20 protein-coding genes are annotated in these 17,129 nt (G+C 68.2%); 6 read left to right on the top strand and 14 right to left on the bottom strand.

Annotated features, from left to right (window positions below; translation table 11 throughout):
- Nucleotides 1–35 precede the first annotated feature (35 nt).
- The 7 genes from ACZ60E_RS36715 to ACZ60E_RS36685 form a co-directional block, all read right to left on the bottom strand.
- Complete coding sequence (locus ACZ60E_RS36715) at nt 36–281, bottom strand: SpdD protein (protein ID WP_190855405.1); 246 nt, start codon at nt 279–281, stop codon at nt 36–38.
- 25 nt (nt 282–306) lie between these two features.
- Nucleotides 307–501, bottom strand: coding sequence for a hypothetical protein (locus ACZ60E_RS36710; protein WP_404192587.1), 195 nt, complete (start codon nt 499–501; stop codon nt 307–309).
- A 15-nt stretch (nt 502–516) separates the two neighbouring features.
- On the bottom strand, nt 517–708 hold the full coding sequence (locus ACZ60E_RS36705; RefSeq protein WP_469446216.1) for a mobile element transfer protein: 192 nt from the start codon (nt 706–708) through the stop codon (nt 517–519).
- A gap of 22 nt (nt 709–730) precedes the next feature.
- Complete coding sequence (locus ACZ60E_RS36700; RefSeq protein WP_469446214.1) at nt 731–1,411, bottom strand: DUF2637 domain-containing protein; 681 nt, start codon at nt 1,409–1,411, stop codon at nt 731–733.
- A gap of 87 nt (nt 1,412–1,498) precedes the next feature.
- Complete coding sequence (locus ACZ60E_RS36695; RefSeq protein WP_469446212.1) at nt 1,499–2,884, bottom strand: FtsK/SpoIIIE domain-containing protein; 1,386 nt, start codon at nt 2,882–2,884, stop codon at nt 1,499–1,501.
- Complete coding sequence (locus ACZ60E_RS36690) at nt 2,884–3,240, bottom strand: SCO3933 family regulatory protein (RefSeq protein WP_210880941.1); 357 nt, start codon at nt 3,238–3,240, stop codon at nt 2,884–2,886. The genes ACZ60E_RS36695 and ACZ60E_RS36690 overlap by 1 nt, the downstream gene beginning before the upstream one ends.
- Before the next feature lie 156 nt (nt 3,241–3,396).
- Nucleotides 3,397–4,182, bottom strand: a complete 786-nt coding sequence (locus ACZ60E_RS36685) for a GntR family transcriptional regulator (protein WP_275317495.1) — start codon at nt 4,180–4,182, stop codon at nt 3,397–3,399.
- Between the two features lie 107 nt (nt 4,183–4,289).
- Between ACZ60E_RS36685 and ACZ60E_RS36680 the strand changes: the two genes are divergently transcribed.
- The 3 genes from ACZ60E_RS36680 to ACZ60E_RS36670 are packed head-to-tail and all read left to right on the top strand — an operon-like array spanning nt 4,290 to nt 5,549.
- Nucleotides 4,290–4,697 carry an NUDIX hydrolase gene (locus tag ACZ60E_RS36680; protein WP_469446267.1) on the top strand — a complete coding sequence of 136 codons (408 nt, stop codon included), beginning with the start codon at nt 4,290–4,292 and terminating at the stop codon, nt 4,695–4,697.
- A gap of 46 nt (nt 4,698–4,743) precedes the next feature.
- Nucleotides 4,744–5,172 carry an ATP-binding protein gene (locus tag ACZ60E_RS36675; RefSeq protein WP_469446210.1) on the top strand — a complete coding sequence of 143 codons (429 nt, stop codon included), beginning with the start codon at nt 4,744–4,746 and terminating at the stop codon, nt 5,170–5,172.
- Complete coding sequence (locus tag ACZ60E_RS36670) at nt 5,166–5,549, top strand: hypothetical protein (RefSeq protein WP_469446208.1); 384 nt, start codon at nt 5,166–5,168, stop codon at nt 5,547–5,549. The genes ACZ60E_RS36675 and ACZ60E_RS36670 overlap by 7 nt, the downstream gene beginning before the upstream one ends.
- A 795-nt stretch (nt 5,550–6,344) precedes the next feature.
- On the opposite strand, the gene ACZ60E_RS36665 is transcribed toward ACZ60E_RS36670, so the two are convergent.
- The 3 genes from ACZ60E_RS36665 to ACZ60E_RS36655 form a co-directional block, all read right to left on the bottom strand.
- Entirely contained in the window at nt 6,345–7,064 is a 720-nt protein-coding gene (locus tag ACZ60E_RS36665; protein ID WP_469446206.1) for an ANTAR domain-containing protein, read from the bottom strand.
- A gap of 23 nt (nt 7,065–7,087) precedes the next feature.
- Entirely contained in the window at nt 7,088–7,822 is a 735-nt protein-coding gene (locus ACZ60E_RS36660) for an ANTAR domain-containing protein (RefSeq protein ID WP_469446204.1), read from the bottom strand.
- A 637-nt stretch (nt 7,823–8,459) separates the two neighbouring features.
- Nucleotides 8,460–8,891, bottom strand: coding sequence for an STAS domain-containing protein (locus ACZ60E_RS36655; RefSeq protein ID WP_469446202.1), 432 nt, complete (start codon nt 8,889–8,891; stop codon nt 8,460–8,462).
- Between the two features lie 1,301 nt (nt 8,892–10,192).
- On the opposite strand from ACZ60E_RS36655, the gene ACZ60E_RS36650 reads away from it, so the two are divergent.
- Nucleotides 10,193–10,747, top strand: coding sequence for a hypothetical protein (locus ACZ60E_RS36650; protein WP_469446200.1), 555 nt, complete (start codon nt 10,193–10,195; stop codon nt 10,745–10,747).
- Nucleotides 10,748–11,107: 360 nt separating this feature from the next.
- Here ACZ60E_RS36650 and ACZ60E_RS36645 read toward each other — a convergent pair whose 3' ends face one another.
- Entirely contained in the window at nt 11,108–11,638 is a 531-nt protein-coding gene (locus tag ACZ60E_RS36645; protein ID WP_469446199.1) for a P-loop nucleotide/nucleoside kinase family protein, read from the bottom strand.
- Nucleotides 11,639–11,647: 9 nt separating this feature from the next.
- Nucleotides 11,648–12,178 (bottom strand): HAD domain-containing protein, encoded by a 531-nt coding sequence (locus ACZ60E_RS36640; protein ID WP_469446197.1) that lies wholly within the window; start codon nt 12,176–12,178, stop codon nt 11,648–11,650.
- Nucleotides 12,179–12,347: 169 nt separating this feature from the next.
- Between ACZ60E_RS36640 and ACZ60E_RS36635 the strand changes: the two genes are divergently transcribed.
- Entirely contained in the window at nt 12,348–14,372 is a 2,025-nt protein-coding gene (locus ACZ60E_RS36635; protein ID WP_469446195.1) for a cell wall-binding repeat-containing protein, read from the top strand.
- A 115-nt stretch (nt 14,373–14,487) separates the two neighbouring features.
- Here ACZ60E_RS36635 and ACZ60E_RS36630 read toward each other — a convergent pair whose 3' ends face one another.
- Both ACZ60E_RS36630 and phoU read right to left on the bottom strand, forming a co-directional pair.
- Nucleotides 14,488–14,640 (bottom strand): hypothetical protein, encoded by a 153-nt coding sequence (locus tag ACZ60E_RS36630; RefSeq protein WP_188113919.1) that lies wholly within the window; start codon nt 14,638–14,640, stop codon nt 14,488–14,490.
- Nucleotides 14,641–14,880: 240 nt separating this feature from the next.
- Complete coding sequence (phoU, locus tag ACZ60E_RS36625; RefSeq protein WP_107015299.1) at nt 14,881–15,558, bottom strand: phosphate signaling complex protein PhoU; 678 nt, start codon at nt 15,556–15,558, stop codon at nt 14,881–14,883.
- A 288-nt stretch (nt 15,559–15,846) separates the two neighbouring features.
- On the opposite strand from phoU, the gene phoR reads away from it, so the two are divergent.
- A complete protein-coding gene (gene phoR, locus ACZ60E_RS36620) occupies nt 15,847–17,124 on the top strand; it encodes a two-component system sensor histidine kinase PhoR (RefSeq protein ID WP_210881173.1) in 1,278 nt (425 codons plus the stop codon).
- The last annotated feature ends 5 nt before the right edge of the window (nt 17,125–17,129 follow it).

Below are 17,129 nucleotides of genomic sequence, written 5' to 3'. Positions count from 1 at the left end.
GGACCGCCCCGGGGGTCTGGTGTGGTTGGCCGGTGTCAGCGGTGGCGCTGATCGCGGAGCATCGAGCGCAGGACCACGGCGGCGACGGCGACGGAGATGGCCGTGACGGCGACGGCGGCCAGGAGCGCGGTCAGCACGACTCCGCCGACGAGAACGGCCGCGACCGCTCCGGCGCTGACGGATATCTGCGGAGCCGGACGGCGCACGGGAGCCGGATCGGTCGGCGCGTGCGTGTGCGCGGGCGGCGGTGTCGGGCTGTCGGGGTACTTGGGCAGGAACACGGCGAAGCTCTCCTTACCTACTCGTCTAGTCATGTGAGCCGTTGATGACATCCACGCCGGAACGCGTGCCGGATTCGATGGCCGGGGCCATGAAGGTGTCGGAGAGCCAGAAGCCGAACAGGGCGATCAGGACGACGATCCAGATGCGGACACCGAGGAACTTGACCGCTCCCCAGGCGAAGAAGCCGAGGACGGCGACGAGCGGCAGGCTGACGGTCACGGGTACGGAGTCCTTTCAGCGGACGGGGCAGCGGTGAGTGCGGGCGGCGAGTTCGGCGGCGGCGCGGCTGTCGTAGTCGACGGAGAAGCCGCAGCGAGGGGCGGTGCACGCGGCCGTGTGCTTCTCGCGCCCCCGGCCGTCGTGGAAGGTGCCGACCTGGACGGGGCCGATGCGGGTGACGGAGCGGAAGCGACGGTTGGCGGTCATCCGGATCTCCTTTCAGGGCTGGTCAGATCTGGGCGGCGATGGCTTCGGCCATGGGTGCGGGGACCCCGAGGCGAGCGCGCAGAGTCGGGGTGTCGATGGCCCTTCCGGTACGGGTCCGATGCTCGGCAGCGACCTTGCGGGCGTGCTCGACCAGGGCGGCCGGGACGGATACCGCAGGAGCAGGAGCAGGAGCAGGAGCAGGAGCAGGTGGAGTGAGCGCGGCCGTCGGCACGGGCGCCGGATCTGCGGCCGGTAGTGCGGGCGGTTCGGGGACGGGTTCGGCGTGCTCCTCCTGGTCCACGTCGTCCTCAGCGGTCTCCCCCACGTCCTCCGCCGCTTTCGGCACCGAGTGCGCGAGGAGCGTTCCGCCGAGGAAGGCGACCGCGGGCCAGCCCGCGACGAGGATGCGCAGCCAGGCCGGCACCTGGTCGAGGTCGAGCAGTCCGGCGGTGGCGATGTTCGCCCCGAGGGAGGCGGCCAGGGCGATGACGAACCAGCACCACCCGGACGCTTTGGCGTTGCCGGTCCGCAGTTGGCTCCAGGCGGCGACGAGCAGCAGGTCGACCGAGACGGGATACGCCCACGCCTTCCACCCGTCCTGACCGGCCGCAAGGGCGATGTCGTGCAGGTGGGCGAAGGACAGCGCGGCGGCGATGACCGCTTGGACGAGTACCGCGTCGACGCGGGCCAGTAGGGCGCGCATGCTGGGGCTCCTTCCTGTTCGAGGCATGGGAGGGGTAGGGACGTGGCGCGAGGCGGTCACGCCGGCCGGGGTGGAGCGGAGTAGTGCCTAGCGGCTCAGCCGGAAGCGGCGCACGGCTGCACGACTCGGAGTGGGTGCCTTGACCGGCCGCACCGGCACAGCGGGCCGGAAGGGCTTGAGCGCGGGCAGGTCGGGGACCAGGTGGGCCGACTCGTGGCAGATCTCGGCGGCGTCGCCGAGGGAGAGATACGGAGTGCGGATGCGGGACCAGCCGCCGGAGGTGTCACCGGCCACGGCGAGGCCGGGCAGTTCCGGAGCGATGGCGCAGGCGGCGGAGACCGCTTCGGGGGCGATGTCGCCGAGCGCCATCTTGGCGGAGGCTTCGTCGTTGACGCGGTGGCAGACCCGGCCGGAGAGTTGAGCCCGAAGCATGGTCGCGCCCTTGCCCAGCTCGGCGCCGAAGCGCTGCCCGCAGACCTCCAGGTAGATCCCGGCGGCACGGCCGAGCTGGGCGAGGCGGATGAGCTGGGTGACCATCTCGTCCCGCCGGTCCTCGTCCTTCCGCGTGGCGACGAGGAAGAGTTCCGCGACCTCGTCCACGAACAGCACCACGGGCACGGGCCGTTCATGCTCGGGCAGGCCCCAGATGTCGGAGGTGATCTCCTCATCCGGCGTGCCCGCCGCAATGCCCTGCCGAGCCTTGATCAGGTCGTAACGGTCCTCCATCTCATTGATGAGCACGGGCAGCAGTTGAGCAGCCTGCGTGGGGTCGGTGGCCAGTGCCGAGAGCCGGGCAGCGAAGGGCGCCAGCTCCACACCGCGCTTGCAGTCGATGCCGACCAGGGCGACAGGCTGCCGGGCGAGTCCGGCGACGAGGTGGCGCAGGTACATGGACTTTCCCGACAGCGTGGCGCCGAGAGTCAGTTGGTGAGGAACGGCCCGGTAGTCGCGTACGAAGGGCGTTGCGTCCTCCCGCAGAGCCACCGGTATCTTCAGCGTCCCGGCCGGGGACTTGCGCGGCATGCGGACCTTGCGCAGCACGTCGAAGCCGACGAGCCGCAGTTCGACGACACCGGGCTTGACCGTCGTGACGTACACGGCGTGAACGCCCCAGGCGTGCCGGAGGCGTTCGGCCGAGGCGGCGACGTCGGCGGGTTCTTGCCCAGGGGCGAGCCGCAGCCGGATCCGCAGCCCGGTCGAGGTGGGCCGGATGATGCCCCGACGCGGCGGAACGGGCCGCACCTCACGCCGAGTGGTGGCCTTGACCGCCAGGACCCGCAGCCGGGAGGGAGCGACGGTCAGGCCGCACGCTTCCATGACCGAGCCGTACGAGCTGAGCAGGCGGGCCGTGGAAAGCGGCAGGCCGACCGTGGACCGGTAGACGCCGGGGTGTTGGGCCCGGGCGTAGGCGGCCCCACCGCCGAGTGCTGCGACGGGACCACCTACCTCCAGAAGCGTTGCCAGATCGGTCATCAGGCCGAGGCCCCCATGACAGCGGGGAAGGCGGCCGGGGTGACTGCGGCGGCGCGGTAGGCAATGCCGTGGCGCTGCTGCCCGTTGAACACGCTCTCCCACGGCCGGGCCACCAGGCCGGGCAGCGAGATCGGAGCACCGAGTGCCAGCCCCTCGGAGACTCCGCTTTCCGGGATGGTGACCTTGATCAGTGCCGACTCCCCTTCCTCGATGTAGACGACGCCGATCGTCATCAGTGCCTCACCGCTGTTGACGTCCTTGGCGATCTCGCCGGTCTGTCGGTCGCGAACCTTGGGTTCGGGTGCCTCGGTCAGCAGGATCGTCGCGGCCGAGGTCTCCACACGGATGGTGCGCAAGGTTTCTTCCTATCTACTCGTCTAGATGAGTGGCAGTCTGCGAACCCGGTGGATCCGGGAACGTCGGCCACTCTGGCATACAACTTGCCCACTCGTCTATATGAGTATGCGTGTCGGTGTGTGCGAGTCCGAAGAAATGGCCTCGCGCACCGCCGGTTACGTCGCCGGAAGCTGGTACGACAGCACGTATGCGTCCGCCGCCATGACGGTGTCGCAGACCTCCACGGGCCGCTTCTCGGTGTCGTACGCGGTACGGATGAGGTGGATCACCGGCACACCGGACGCGAGATGCAGCGTCTTGACCTCGGACGGCGAGGGCATCCGGGCCCGGATCTCCTCCTCGAAGTGGTCGAGGTGGTGGCCCAGTTCCTCAAGACGGGCGTAGATGCCGCCAGGTCCGGGGTTGGGTTCGGCGATCTGCGTACCGCGGGCGATGTCGAGGGGGAGGTAGGAGGTGGCGAACTCGACCGGGCGGCCGTCGAGCAGATATCGGCGCCGCCGAGCGAGCACACGCCGTACGGACCCGAGCCGGGCGGAGATGTCCTGCGTGGCCTTCTCTTCCTTGACCTCCAGGCTGTCCACCTTCGGGTGACTGCCGGCGGCGTCCGCTTCCACGATGAACGCGGACTTCCCCTGCTCACGGTGGCGCCGGGCGAACCGGTCAGAGGCGAGCCGTCGCACAGGCGGTCGCGGCCGGACGAACACGCCCTTCCCGTGCTCGGCATGCACCAGGCCCTCGCCCTGGAGCACCGAGAAGGAATTCCGAACGGTCATCCGGGATACGCCGTAGTGCTCGACAAGCTCAGCTTCCGAAGGCAGCTTCTCGCCTTCCTTGAAGCGCCCACGGTCGATGGCCTCGCGCAGCTGGTCGGCGATCTGCCGGAACACCGCACGATCGCTCGTGGGATCCAGGCCACCGAGCAGGGACGGAAGAGAGGTCACGAGTACTCCTTTAGGTATCTAGACGAGTGGGCGAGTGTTGTTGCTACGGTTGAGAGCCTAGCCATCTGAGAGGGCCGAGGAACGTGACCACTGACCGTCCGCACTCCGTGAGCGTTGCCGGAGTCATCGTCGACGACCAGGGCCGGGCCCTCTTGATCAAGCGCCGCGACAACGGCCACTGGGAGCCCCCGGGTGGCATCGTCGAGCGGGAGGAAACCCTCCCCGACGCGCTTCAGCGGGAAGTCCTCGAAGAAACCGGCATCAAGATCGCGCTTCCCGCGACCCTCACCGGCGTCTACAAGAACATGACAGGCCTGATCGTCTCCCTGGTCTTCCGCTGCGAGGCCGCCGACGGCACACCCACCACCGGGGACGAGACCCGCGCTCTGCGGTGGGCCACCCGCGAAGAAGTCACCGACCTGGCCGACGAGGCGTACGCGATCCGTGTCCTGGACGCTCTGGACGCGTTGTCTCCACCGGCCGTCCGCGCACACGACGGCGTGAAACTCGTCTAGCCCGAACCCGCTACACATGGCGGCCTACCAGCATAAAGGAACTTGTATGCACGAGTATACGAGCACTGCGCGGGTCTGGGGACTCACTTGCCCAGGTTTCCCGGAAGAGGTCAGCAGGGCCCGCCGCTGGACGAGAGACATCCTGCGCGGCTCACCCCTGGCCGACGACGCCGAACTGATCGTGAGCGAACTGAGCGCGAACGCGATCCTGCACACCGCCAGCGGCCGGCACTCGGGCAGCTTCCATCTGGCACTGGCGATCTCCCCGCAGATGGTCGCCCTGTCGGTCACGGACGACGGAGGCACCGGCCGGGCCCCGAAGGTTGAGCACCAGGACCAGGAGGCGGAACACGGCCGGGGACTGAGCATGGTCAGCGCGATCGCCCACCGGGTCGTGGTCCACGACAGCGACGGCGGCCACACGGTCACCGCGGAACTCTTCACGGGGGTCCGCCCAGGAGGCCACCCATGCTGAAGAACGAACCGCAGTGGGGCTACTGGTGCGAGTGCTGGACGGAAGACCTCACGGAGGGAGGAACGCCGGAGCTCCGAGCATCCTTCGACGCGCACTCGGCACCGCAGGCAGACAGGTGGGTAGCGGTGGCACTCCGCACGATCTCACCGGCACTCGACGCCGACGCTTCCGACGAGGCTTGGGGGTGGCTGTACGAAGGACGCGTAGAGACCCGACGAGCCCTCTTACGCATGCAGCCGTGCACAGTCTCAGTGACGCACGCCAGCACCCGCATCACCTGGACCATCCGCCCGGTCCTCTTCCTGCCACTCGCACACCGACAAGGCATCGAACTTCCCGCCTGCGCATACAACTTCAAGCCCCAGCAGCCCGACTGAGTTACAACTTTCTCTACTGGTTCAAGTCCGGCTGCGCTCCGCTCCGCCGGGCGCGCTTTCGGCTCTGCCGCCCTGCGCGCTCCTGCCTTCGGCCCGCGCTCCGGGCGCTGCGCCAACGCGCGCCCACGGGCAGATAAGCCGGTCTGATGAGAACTGATCAGCACACCGTGCGGTCTCGGTCAAAGCAGGGCCTCCGGCGGGGGCGCTCCGACTCCGGGATGGAGGGGGCGCCGTTCGCGGGTGCCGGCTGAGTGGGGTTTGCGCGGGGTGCTTCCATCCCGTCCGCCGTCGACCCAGGCAGAGCCGAGCAGTCGCGGCCCAGGGCGTCAAGGTCGTTCGTACAGTGGCGCGCTCCGCCTTGACGCCCTGAACCACGCCCACTCCACGGTGTGTGGGTCGACGGCGGACGGGATGGAAGCTGAGGTGAGTGATGGTCGAGGTAGAGATGTTGGCGAGGGCTCAAAGGTCAGATCAAGAATGCTCTGGGCTGCCAGCCCCAGAGCGACGCTGAAGAGACCGAGTACCTGCCCAAGCAGGCCATGAACCGTCTTCCGTCTTGCTTCAACATCGAGAGACGTGAGTCGAGCCCGCCAGTCACTACCGAGCTTCTGGGTGTCGTTCTCTCGTGCCTTCGTTTCGTGTCCCAGGCCGCATTGCGCGTCCTACGCCAATTTGTGCACGCGGTTCAGTCGGTCTTCAACTGAGGCAGAAGTGCTGAGGTGGTGCGGTAGCACACTCAGTGGGCAGGCACGCATAGGGCGACGACGTCGCCGTGCGTACTGGCGCCGGTTTCGTTCAGGGGGTGTCGGTGCCGGGCCCGAAGGTGCCGTCGACGGTGTTGTCGATGATTTGCTGGGCTAGGTCGGTCAGGCGTAGCTGGCGAGGACGGGAGTGGGTGCGCATGGCGTCGAAGCTGGCGTCGAGGCTGAGGCCGTAGCGTTCCGAGAGGATGCCTTTGGCCTGTTCGATGATGACGCGGCTGGTGAGGGCGGCCTGGAGCTGGGCTTTTTCGAGGTGGCTTGCTTCGATGGTGCGTTGTTGCAGGATGGCGATGGTGGCGACGTCGGCGAGGGCTTGTCCGATCTGGAGGTCGGAGTCGCTCAGGCGGTTGAGGCGGGTGTCGAAGAGGTTGACGGCGCCGATGACCTGGTTGCGCAGTTTCATCGGCAGGGCGTGGGTCACGGTGAAACCGGCCGTGCGGGCGCGGGCGGCGAAAGGCCCAAAACCCTCGGTGGAGGTACCGGAGGTGAGGTTGATGTTCAACAAAGCCCGGCCGCTGTGGTAGCAGCGCACACACGGTCCCTGATCGTGCTGGAGGGCGAACAGTTCAAGAAGGCGGGTCGTCTCGTCGGAGGCGGCAATGAGTTGGAGCTCGTCGTGCTCGTCGACGATCATGATTCCGGCCGCCTGGACGTCCAGGAGTTCGACACAGCGGATAGACAGCCGGTGCAGGAAATCGATGATGTCAAAGTCGTCGGTGAGGGTGTCGACCGCTTCGACCAGGATGTCCAGCACACGCTGTTGGCTTGTCATCGGCTTCAATCCTTGTCCGGGGACGGGACGACTGTCCCGTCCTTATCGTTCCTGAAGTGCAGGCGCCGGGCCACCACTTCGGCAGCGGTTTCCAGCAGAGGATTTTCCGTACGGTAGGCATGAGCGCGCAGCAGAACCATCGCCTCCGTGAGGGAGATATCGGCTTGGACGCTGATGATGCCCGCAGCCTGATGGACAGCAGCACGGTGCAGCGTGGTGGGGGGTTCGGCCCGAGCGAAGGACTCTCGTTGCGCGTTGTCGCGGATCAGTGCTGCAGTGATCGCGGCAGTCAGGATGAACGCGTCGTTCATCCGGGCGGTGTCCAGAGGAGCGGGAGTGGTTCGCTGTGCAGTGAACACGCCCAGGCAGACAGCGCCCATGTTCAAGGGAAAGCAGAACAGGGCTCGGGTGCCGAGGCGTTCGGCTTCAGGCAGGAAGGCGGGCCACCGTTGTGGGTCGGCTTGTTGCAGGTCAGATAGGGCGATCAGGCTACGGTGACGGCAAGCGTCCAGACCAGGACCCTCACCGAGGGTGTACTGGGCGTCCTCCAGGGCGGTGCTGCGGCCCGGAGTGGACCACACCAATTCCGTCAACGCACCATCGGTGGCCACGGATACCGCGATCCCGTCCACCCCAAGTACACGAGCGCATAGGTCCGGGGCACCGCCCAGGAGGCTGGAGCCGTTGCCTGCGGGAAGATCACGCAGGATACGGGCCATCATCGCGCTTGTGCCCGTCATGTCACCGCTTCCAGGCCCGCGCAGAAAACGCCACCCGGGGTGAGCAGCTGCCCTGGACAGCCTACAGAGTGTGTGGGGTCAGCGGCTGTGACTGGGAATACCGCTGAAGAGCGTATTTCGGGCCGTTTCAGTGCTGGAGGCTTTCTCACCCGCCGTGGATCTGCCGTAATGGATGTGCGGGAGCAGACCGCGCCGGGCAGGGCGCCTGCGCCACAGCGCGGGACATTCGTGTCCGACACGGTCTGGTACCCCTTGCTCCCCGTTCGGGTCGAGGAGCAAGGCATCAGAGGCGAGAACACCGCGCAGATCCCCCCGTGATCACTGAACGGTGTCCTCGCTCTGATCGCCCTCACCGGGCGCCCGAGGGGCGCGGGATGCCGCCGGGCGCGACACCGGGAAGGACGCCGGCTGGAGCTGCGTTGTCGGTGATGCGGCTCCAGCCTGCTCTCGGTCGGACAAATGACACGACCCGGGGGCAGGGGGCCCAGAAACCGACCAGCCCAATCGCCCGGTCACCCGGCCCCGACGGCTGTCGCCCTCCACTTCCACCCTAGGCCGCCGGCCGCAGACACCCACCACTACTTCCGGCCTCATGTCTGAAGGCTGCACACCCACTTTCACGAGGCTGCACCGGCCTTCATGGGCTGCTCCGGGGCCGTGGGATCGGCTGTGAGGCCGACAGGGCCTCACGGGGCCACGGCCCGGCCGGACCAGGAGAGCCCATCCGGGCATCGAAGGTGGTCGCGTAGCGGGGAAATTGGCCGGTAAGACACAACGCCCTCAGCAGAACATGAATGCTGCGCTGGCCGTAAACCAGGCGCACCCGCCCGCCCTCACTCTGGCGCCTTGCTCGTACCCGGCACAACTCGTGGATCCCGGCGGAGTCCATGAACACCACCGCCCGCAGATCCACCACCAACAGGAACGGCGCGACAGGAGGGGACGATGGGCGGGCAGGAGTGTTCAGCAGGAGTGCGAAGTCCATCGCGGTGAACAGATCGATCTCACCCGCCGCATGCACCACACGACAGCGGTTCAGCGAAACCGGATCACACACGTCCACGTCCATCAAGGACCAACTCCAGCCCACACCTGCACGAAAATCGCATAGCACGGAAAGAGCCAGAAGTTCGGCGCGGGCCGCTGCTCATCACCCTAAGAGCCACACCGCCACACGTCCCGCCAACAGCGTCGACAAGCTGAATGGGCACAGCAGCGACTGACTCCGACACAAAAATGCACAACTCTGACCATTTTAGAAGCGGTAACAGATCGCGGCAGCCCACCACGAGGACGGGTTGAGGGGATGAGCCGCTTGATCGACGCAACGGTAAGCGGTGCGAATCAAGCGCCCAGGAGGCCACCGGCCAGGCTGGAACCTGTCGCACAAGACAGGAATCCTCACCAAGAAGGCAGATAGTGGGGCATATAAGGGTAATTGACCTTGCCGCCGACGGCCAGGTCCGAGCGCGACGCGTTCTGAAACAGGCTTTAGCTCGATACGCAGGCCCCGTTCCTGTCGGGCGCTTCGGGCGGTGAGGTCCGTACTCGTACGATGAGGCTCGCTGAGACCGTTCAGCAAGCATTCACCCAGATCAGAACCATCCCGCCCTCGATTGCCCGCAGCTTCCCAAACTGATGCTCTGTAGATCGGATCTACGACTACGCGGTGCAGTCGTCCCAGTTGACGTTCTCAGTCACGTAGGCCCCGCCAGAATGCGCTCATGAGGCGTTGTTCGGGCGTGACACAGCAGGGGCGAATGTGCGGCAACCCAGCTAGGCGGAGCGGCTATTGCCACTTGCACGGTGGTGGTCGCCGAAGTCCGAGCGCCAACGTCCGTCCTCCGCGCATAACAGCCAGCCTTCAGTCGCAAGGAGTACGGCGAGGTTGGTGGTGGCGACTGCGGTGGCTCCTCATGAGCTGGCTGGAGACACTCCGCGGCGCCCTCAGCCGCCGCAGGTGAAGTCGTTGGCTGGGCCGTCCCTGGGCCGTCCGACGTCGCTCGACAGTGGCCAATGATGACCAACGACGACCGCCAGGCGCACGATCCCACCGCCCCTGACCAGCGAAAACCCAGCTCACCAAGATGCCCGGCAAGACCCAGGGCAAGAAGAAGTAAACAGACACGAACAGGCCCCCTGTCTGCGGTTCTCCGCTGGCAGGGGGCCTGTTGCTGTGCCTGGGCCGTCGGGTTCAAGTCCGGCTGCGCTCCGCCTTGCGGGTGCTGGGTGAGCGGGGCCGGCGCGGTCAGGGGCTCGATCTGGACCGAGCGCGGGAAGACGTAGGTGCACGGTCAATAGGCGGGGACCGCAGCTGTGTGGATCAGAAACCGTTGCGTCTGTGGCATGTATGTGCGACAGGATGTGCACATGATCCAAACCGCGCGTGCGCTGCTCCCCCTACTCCTACTGCCAGTGCTCCTCACGGCGTGCGCCGCGGACAAGGAGAACGGGTCGGAAGGGGCGACCGCCGACAGCGCCGACCTCGACGCCGCCGCGCGCGACTGGGGCATCTCGTCGGAACTCGTCTATGTCACCAAGGTCTCCGGTTACACCTTGTTCCCACAGTCGGTCGGCGCGTACGACGATGAGTTCGTCGCGGCGTATCGGTCCGAGAAGGGCGCTACCAAGTTCGGTCTATTCGTAGGTCGCGGCACGATGACGGCGGAGAGCTGCCCCAAGCAGCCGTTGGGTGAGGTCTCCGACAAGCAGGTCACCTGTGAGCACGACGGCGACGCCTGGTACCGCAGGGCCGGTGGCAGTCACGAATACGCGGTGCCTGACGACGGCGTGATGATTCGTCTGATCGCCGACGCGGACAAGGTCGACCGGGCCATTTTGCGTAAGGCGGCCGAGGCGGCCCACCGCCCGGATGACGCCGAACTGGCCGCACTCCAGACAGACACGGACGGTGCGGATACCTGAGCGGATGGCACGAAGTCGACGGATGCCACTTTTCGCACCGATCCGGGGGTCGTCAGCGGCGTTGTGCGGATTGGTCAGCAGCTTTGCCACGCGCATCAGGCCCGAGCGGCTGAGATCAACAGGCTGACGTTGTCTTGCCGGCGCGCGAGATCGTCCCCCGCCTCCATCAGCAGCGGTGCGTTGTCCCGGAGACGCGACAGGTTACGGCTGGGCTCGTAGACCATCCAGGCCGTGTCCTCTGAGATGCCGGGAGTACGGCCCTGTGTGTCCTCAAGATCTGCCTTGAGGACCTTGAGGAGTGATGTCAGCGGCCTGCTGTCGAGCTTGCCTTCGGGCCTGCTGTCGCGTGGCGGCCGCGCCTCAGTTCTTGACCGCCTCCGCGATCCGCGCAGCCGTCTCCGCCGGTGTGAGGTGTGTCGTGTCGACGACCTCCGCCTCCGCGTGCAGCCATGTGCGGGCCGCCTCCGCGTAGGGCTCAAGGTGGTGGAGGCGGAACGGGGAGTCGGGGCCGAGGACGGTGTCGCCCGCGATGCGTGCGCGCAAGGTGTCCTGGTCGGCGTGGAGTACGAAGTGACGTACGGGAATGGCGTGTTGCGCGAGGCCCGTGCTGATCTCGCGCCAGTACTGCTCCACCAGCACGGTCATGGGCATCACCAACACGCCCCCGGCGTAGTCCAGTACCCGGCGGGCGGTCTCCACGACGAGCGGTCGCCACGGCGGCCAGTGCTGGAAGTTGTCCGCCCCGGGCCCCGGCAGCCCCGGGGTGATGTCCATGAGCGTCTCGCCGACCTTCTCCGCGTCGAACACCCGCGAATCCGGGATCAGTTGCTGCACGAGCGCGCTGGTCGTCGTCTTGCCCGCGCCGTGAGTACCGTTGAGCCATACGATCATGGCCCAACGCTAGGACACGCCCCCGTGCCCGACGGTGCGGAGCCACTCCGCAAGCACCGCGAAATCGTCGTCCATCAAGCCCCGGTGCGGGTCCACGCGGTGAAGCAACGACGGCTCCCGGTGCTGCGCTTCGACCCAGAGGCGGTCCACGGCGCCGATCTCGTCGTCGACCCAGATGAACGGACGGCGGCCCGCCCGGTCGACGATGTGCCGGGTCTTCCAGTGGAGACCGCGTGGCCCCTCGGCGGCGGACGGATTCGGCCACCTCAGTACCGGCAGTGCCGGCAGCCCGATCCGTGGAGCGACCACCTCGTTCGCGTCGTCCAGCCAGGTCGTCGCCCACACCAGGTCGCATCCCAGTGCCAGGAGGCGCGGCCCGACGGCGGGGTCCAGCCGTCCGAGCAGCGGGTTCCCCGGGGGATTCCCCGGGGGAGGGGGCGCAGGGGAAGAACCCCCGTCGGTCCGCCGGCCGAACGGGATGAGTGGTCCGTCGACGTCGAGGAAGAGGACGGGACGCCCCACCTCGCAACGGTCGTTCAAAGGTGTTCCTTTCTGATCATGTGTGCCGCTACAGTGACCCAGCTGTCGTGGAGAACGTGAAGTGTCCGTTCCACGTCGGGGAGGCGAACGGCAGCCCTTTTCAACACCTTTTCGTCGCTTTCGCCATCACTTCTGGCATCGCGAACTTTCGGCATTCTTGTGGGGGCACATGAAGATTCACAGACGCCGCGTGCTCGCGGCACTGGGCACCGTCGTGGCCGTGGCCGCGGGCATGGCGACCGCCACGCCCGGCGCGGTCGCGGCGGAACCCGTCACCTGGCAGGCCGCCGACGGCAAGCTGACGTTCGTCAACGGCGCCCGTAACGTCATGCAGACGCAGGAACCCGGCAGCAGCACGTACACCGACTTCCTCGCCGACGCCCACCAGCCGGCCTGGTCGCCCGACGGCAGCCGGGTCGCGTACGTGAAGGACAACCGGGTCGAGACCCGCCGCTACACCGGCTCCACCCTGGTCAAGATCCAGGAGCAGGGCTCGATGACCAGCGTCGGCCACCCGACGTTCCTGCGCTCGGGCAACACCGTCGTGTACTCCGGCGGCGGTCGCCTCCGGTACGCGTCCTCGGACGGTTCCCGCTACGCCCAGCCGCTGTTCTCCACCTCGGAGGACGGCTGCGACCGTCAGCCCAGCGCGTCGATCAACGGCCTCGTCGCCTTCGTCCGCACCGGCGACACCTGCGGATCGCCGACCGGCTCGGCCATCTGGCTCTGGGAGGACACCACCGGCGGCTTCACGAAGCTGGCCGACTCCGGTACCAACCCCGCGATCTCGCCCGACGGCACCCAGGTCGCCTTCGTGCGCGAGGCGGACGGCCTGAGCCGGCTCTTCGTCGTCAACACCGACGGCACCGGCGAGCGCCAGCTCACCTTCACCGACGCCGCGTACGCCCCGGCCTGGTCGCCCACCGGCACCCGGATCGTCGTCACCAACGGCACCGACGAGGACGTGGCCATCCCGCGCATCGTCGACGTCGCCACCGGCGACATCACCAAGGTGGCGCTCCCGCCGGGTACGTCTTCGGTCCTCGACCCCGCCTGGCAGCCGTTGCGCAGCCAGGGCGTGGGCCGGGTCTGGGGCGCCGACTCGTACGCCACGAACGTCGCCGCGTCCCGCTGGACCTGGAACACGACCGGCCAGAGCGAGCCCGGCCTGATCGACGCGAAGACCGCCGTCCTCATCAGCAAGGACAGCCCGTCCTACGCCCTGACCGGGCAGACCCTCGCCGGCCAGAAGCTGGGCCCGCTGCTGATGACGTCGAAGACCTCGGTGTCGGCCGGCGTGCAGAGCGAACTGAAGCGCGCGCTGAAGCCCGGCGCCACGGTCTACCTGGTCGGCGGCACGGACATCCTGTCCAGCGCGGTCGCGACCAAGGTCAGCTCGCTCGGCTTCACCCCGAAGCGGCTGTCCGGCACCTCGCGCTACTCCACCTCCGTGGCGGTCGCCAAGGCCGTCACGAGCTCCCCGGAGTACGTGTTCATCGCCACCGGCACCGACTACCACTCGGCGATCGCGGCCTCGGCGGCGGCCGGTGCCCTCGGCACGGGCGGCAGGGGCACGGTCGTCCTCAACGAGGGCAACAGCCTCTCGTCGTCGGTGAAGTCGTACCTCAACTCCATCGACCCCGACCAGACCCTGGTCGTCCCGGTCGGCGCCTCGGCGAAGTACGCGCTCACGCACACGGCCTTCTCCAACTGGCCCAGCACCTACTCCTACTACCCGGTCAGCGGCAGCGGCCACGACGGTACGTCCGCCGAGCTGGCGCGGTTCTGGTGGAGCTCCCCGTTCCAGGTCGGCCTGGCCTGGACGGACAGCTGGCGCGGCGGGGTCTCCGCGAGCACCGGCATGCTCCACTACGGCCCGGTCCTGTGGACCGACGAGACGACCCTGTCGGAGACGAGCGCCACCTACCTGCGTCAGCAGGCGGCCGGCGTCAACTCCGTCATCGCCTTCGGCGGAACCGGTTCGGTCTCCGCGGCCGAGCTGACCGCGGCGGGCTCGGCCATCAGCGCAGGCAGCTCGCTGGTGGAGTACCGGCCGTACTACAACGGTGTCACCCCGGCGCAGGCGACCGCGCGCTCGGCAGCCCCCGGCACCGTGAGCGACACCGCGCGGCGGGCGACCGGTACCGCGGCCCCGCAGCCGAACCTGGACGCGGTGCGCACCACCAACCGGTAGCCGCCGCCCACCGGCGCATGAACCGATGAACGAACGGAAGGGCCCCGCACCTGAAGCGGGGCCCTTCCGGGTTCACATGGCACGCGGCGGGTTCACCTGGCACACCGCAGGCGCGTCAGCCGCACTGACAGGGATTGCCGGACTGGCACCCGCATCCGCAGCCCGAGCCGCAGCCGCAGGCGCCGAAGAGCGGCAGGCTCTTGATCTCGACGGGCTGCTGCGTCTCGCGTTCCTGGGTCGGGTCGGGCGTGGTGGGGGAATCGGCCATGGGTCCCTCCTCGAAGGCTTGTGCCTACTCCCATTGCATTCCCCCGAAGCCGGGCGCATCAACGGCGCACGGAGGCTTTCGCACCCCTGCCCGCACCCGATGCGCCCCCTCCCGGCGGGGACCCGACCGCCGGAGCCCGCCCTACGGACGGAGGACCGCCACCGGAACCCGCCCCACGGACGGAGGACCGCACCGAAGCCCGCCCCACGGCCGGCGGCAGCGCCGCCGGCCGTGGACGGATCACGCGCCCTCGACCTGCGGAGCGGTCTGCAGCTCGTCGGCGTGCTCGCCCGTCACCAGGTACACCACACGGTTCGCCACCGACACCGCGTGGTCCGCGAAGCGCTCGTAGTAACGGCCCAGCAGCGTCACGTCCACCGCGGTCTCGATGCCGTGCTTCCAGCGGTCGTCCAGGAGGTGCTGGAAGAGCGTGCGGTGGAGGAGGTCCATCGCGTCGTCGTCCTGCTCCAGCTGGAGGGCGAGGTCGACGTCCTTGGTGATGATGACCTCGGCCGCCTTCGCCATCAGCCGCTGCGCGAGCTGGCCCATCTCCAGGATGGTGGCGTGCAGGTCCTGCGGAATGGCACGGTCCGGGAAGCGCAGCCGCGCCAGCTTCGCCACGTGCTGGGCGAGGTCGCCGGAGCGCTCCAGATCGGCCGACATACGGAGCGAGGTGACGACGATCCGCAGGTCCGTGGCCACGGGCTGCTGCCGGGCCAGCAGGGTTATCGCCCGTGCCTCAAGGTCGTGCTGGAGATCGTCGACCTTCTGGTCGGCCGCGATCACGCTCTCCGCCAGCTTCAGATCGGAGTCGAGGATCGCCGTCGTGGCGCGACCGATGGCCGAGCCGACGAGGCGGGCCATCTCGACCAGGCCCTCGCCGATCGAGTCAAGTTCCTCGTGGTACGCGTCCCGCATCTGGATGTCCCTTTCCTACGTCTGCTTCGGAGGTTCACTGGGGCTCGTGAACCCCACGTTCCCACGCTCCGGCCTGAACGCGTCGGTTTACGTGCCCTCAAATGAACCATCACCGGCACCCAGGTGAATTCTGGGCGACGTAGCCTCTTCCCGCAGGTGGGAAGGGTGCGCGACCTGGTCGTACGAAGTGAACCAGCAGGGTCCCCAGGGTGAACTCTGGGCGACGAGTGTTCGAGTCCACCCTCGGACGGCTGTGACCGGGGCGTACAGCGTGCCTAACCTGGAGCCATGGACGTGAACGCGGCTGTCGCCGCAGCGGCAGCGATCGCCGGTGTACTCACCGGCGTCATCGCCGTGCTGGCGTTCCGCTGGAGTGAGCGGGAACAGAAACGCCCCACCCGCACCTCTCTGCACACCGACCCGGTCCTGCCACCGGGCGTCGACACGGTTCTGTCCGTGCTCCGCTCCTCCGCCGTCGTGCTCGACGAGTCCGACGCGGTGGTCAAGGCCAGCTCGGCCGCGTACGCACTCGGTCTCGTACGCGGCGGGAAACTGGCCGTCGAGCCGATGATCCTCATGGCCCGCGACACCCGCAGGGACGGCGAGATACGGCAGGTCGAACTGGACCTTCCCCGGCGCGGCACCGGCCGCGGCGAGGCGCTCGCCGTGTCCGCCCGGGTGGCGCCGCTCGGCTCCCGGCTCGTCCTCCTCCTGGTCGAGGACCTCACCGAGGCCCGCCGCATCGAAGCCGTACGACGCGACTTCGTGGCCAATGTCAGCCATGAGCTGAAGACCCCGGTCGGCGCGCTCTCCCTCCTCTCCGAGGCCGTCATGGGCGCCTCGGAGGAACCGGAGGCCGTGGAGCGCTTCGCCGGGCGCATGCAGATAGAGGCGACCCGCCTCACCAACCTCGTCCAGGAACTCATCGACCTCTCCCGCGTCCAGAACGACGACCCGCTGGAGGACGCCGAGCCCGTCCGCGTCGACGAACTGGTCGCCGAGGCGATCGACCGCTGCCGCCACCAGGCCGGCACCAAGCAGATCACCATGGCCGCCGGCGGCACCGCCGACCTGCGCCTGTGGGGCAACCGCGGCCAGCTGGCCGCGGCCCTCGGCAACCTCGTGGAGAACGCCGTCAACTACTCGCCCGCCCGCACCCGGGTCGGCATAGCCGCGCGCAGGGTGACCGCGCCCGGCGGAGACCTCATCGAGATCGCCGTGACCGACCAGGGCATCGGTATCTCCGAGAAGGACAAGGAGCGCGTCTTCGAGCGCTTCTACCGCGTCGACCCGGCCCGTTCCCGCGCAACCGGCGGTACGGGGCTCGGGCTCGCGATCGTCAAGCACGTGGCAGCCTCGCACAGCGGGGAGGTCACGGTGTGGAGCTCCGAGGGTCAGGGCTCCACCTTCACCCTGCGGCTGCCGGAGGCGGGCGCCGCCCGCGACCGCGCGAGCGGCCACCAGATGCCCGGCCTCGACGAAGACGACGAGACCGGTCAGACCGACGGGACGACCACCGTCTCATCCCCGTACGAACCCTTTTCTGCCCCGGAGGTCCACCCGTGACCCGA

The sequence above is a fragment of the Streptomyces sp. NPDC102514 genome (assembly GCF_055584525.1).
This window is presented reverse-complemented; position numbering and strand designations above follow the sequence as displayed.

Bases quoted from the DNA above. Each gene is read 5' to 3' on its own strand.
- ACZ60E_RS36705 (WP_469446216.1), bottom strand. From the start codon at position 708: ATGACCGCCAACCGTCGCTTCCGCTCCGTCACCCGCATCGGCCCCGTC.
- ACZ60E_RS36700 (WP_469446214.1), bottom strand. From the start codon at position 1,411: ATGCGCGCCCTACTGGCCCGCGTCGACGCGGTACTCGTCCAAGCGGTC.
- ACZ60E_RS36695 (WP_469446212.1), bottom strand. From the start codon at position 2,884: ATGACCGATCTGGCAACGCTTCTGGAGGTAGGTGGTCCCGTCGCAGCA.
- ACZ60E_RS36675 (WP_469446210.1), top strand. From the start codon at position 4,744: ATGCACGAGTATACGAGCACTGCGCGGGTCTGGGGACTCACTTGCCCA.
- ACZ60E_RS36670 (WP_469446208.1), top strand. From the start codon at position 5,166: ATGCTGAAGAACGAACCGCAGTGGGGCTACTGGTGCGAGTGCTGGACG.
- ACZ60E_RS36660 (WP_469446204.1), bottom strand. From the start codon at position 7,822: ATGACGGGCACAAGCGCGATGATGGCCCGTATCCTGCGTGATCTTCCC.
- ACZ60E_RS36655 (WP_469446202.1), bottom strand. From the start codon at position 8,891: ATGGACGTGGACGTGTGTGATCCGGTTTCGCTGAACCGCTGTCGTGTG.
- ACZ60E_RS36650 (WP_469446200.1), top strand. From the start codon at position 10,193: ATGATCCAAACCGCGCGTGCGCTGCTCCCCCTACTCCTACTGCCAGTG.
- ACZ60E_RS36645 (WP_469446199.1), bottom strand. From the start codon at position 11,638: ATGATCGTATGGCTCAACGGTACTCACGGCGCGGGCAAGACGACGACC.
- ACZ60E_RS36635 (WP_469446195.1), top strand. From the start codon at position 12,348: ATGAAGATTCACAGACGCCGCGTGCTCGCGGCACTGGGCACCGTCGTG.
- ACZ60E_RS36630 (WP_188113919.1), bottom strand. From the start codon at position 14,640: ATGGCCGATTCCCCCACCACGCCCGACCCGACCCAGGAACGCGAGACG.
- phoU (WP_107015299.1), bottom strand. From the start codon at position 15,558: ATGCGGGACGCGTACCACGAGGAACTTGACTCGATCGGCGAGGGCCTG.
- phoR (WP_210881173.1), top strand. From the start codon at position 15,847: ATGGACGTGAACGCGGCTGTCGCCGCAGCGGCAGCGATCGCCGGTGTA.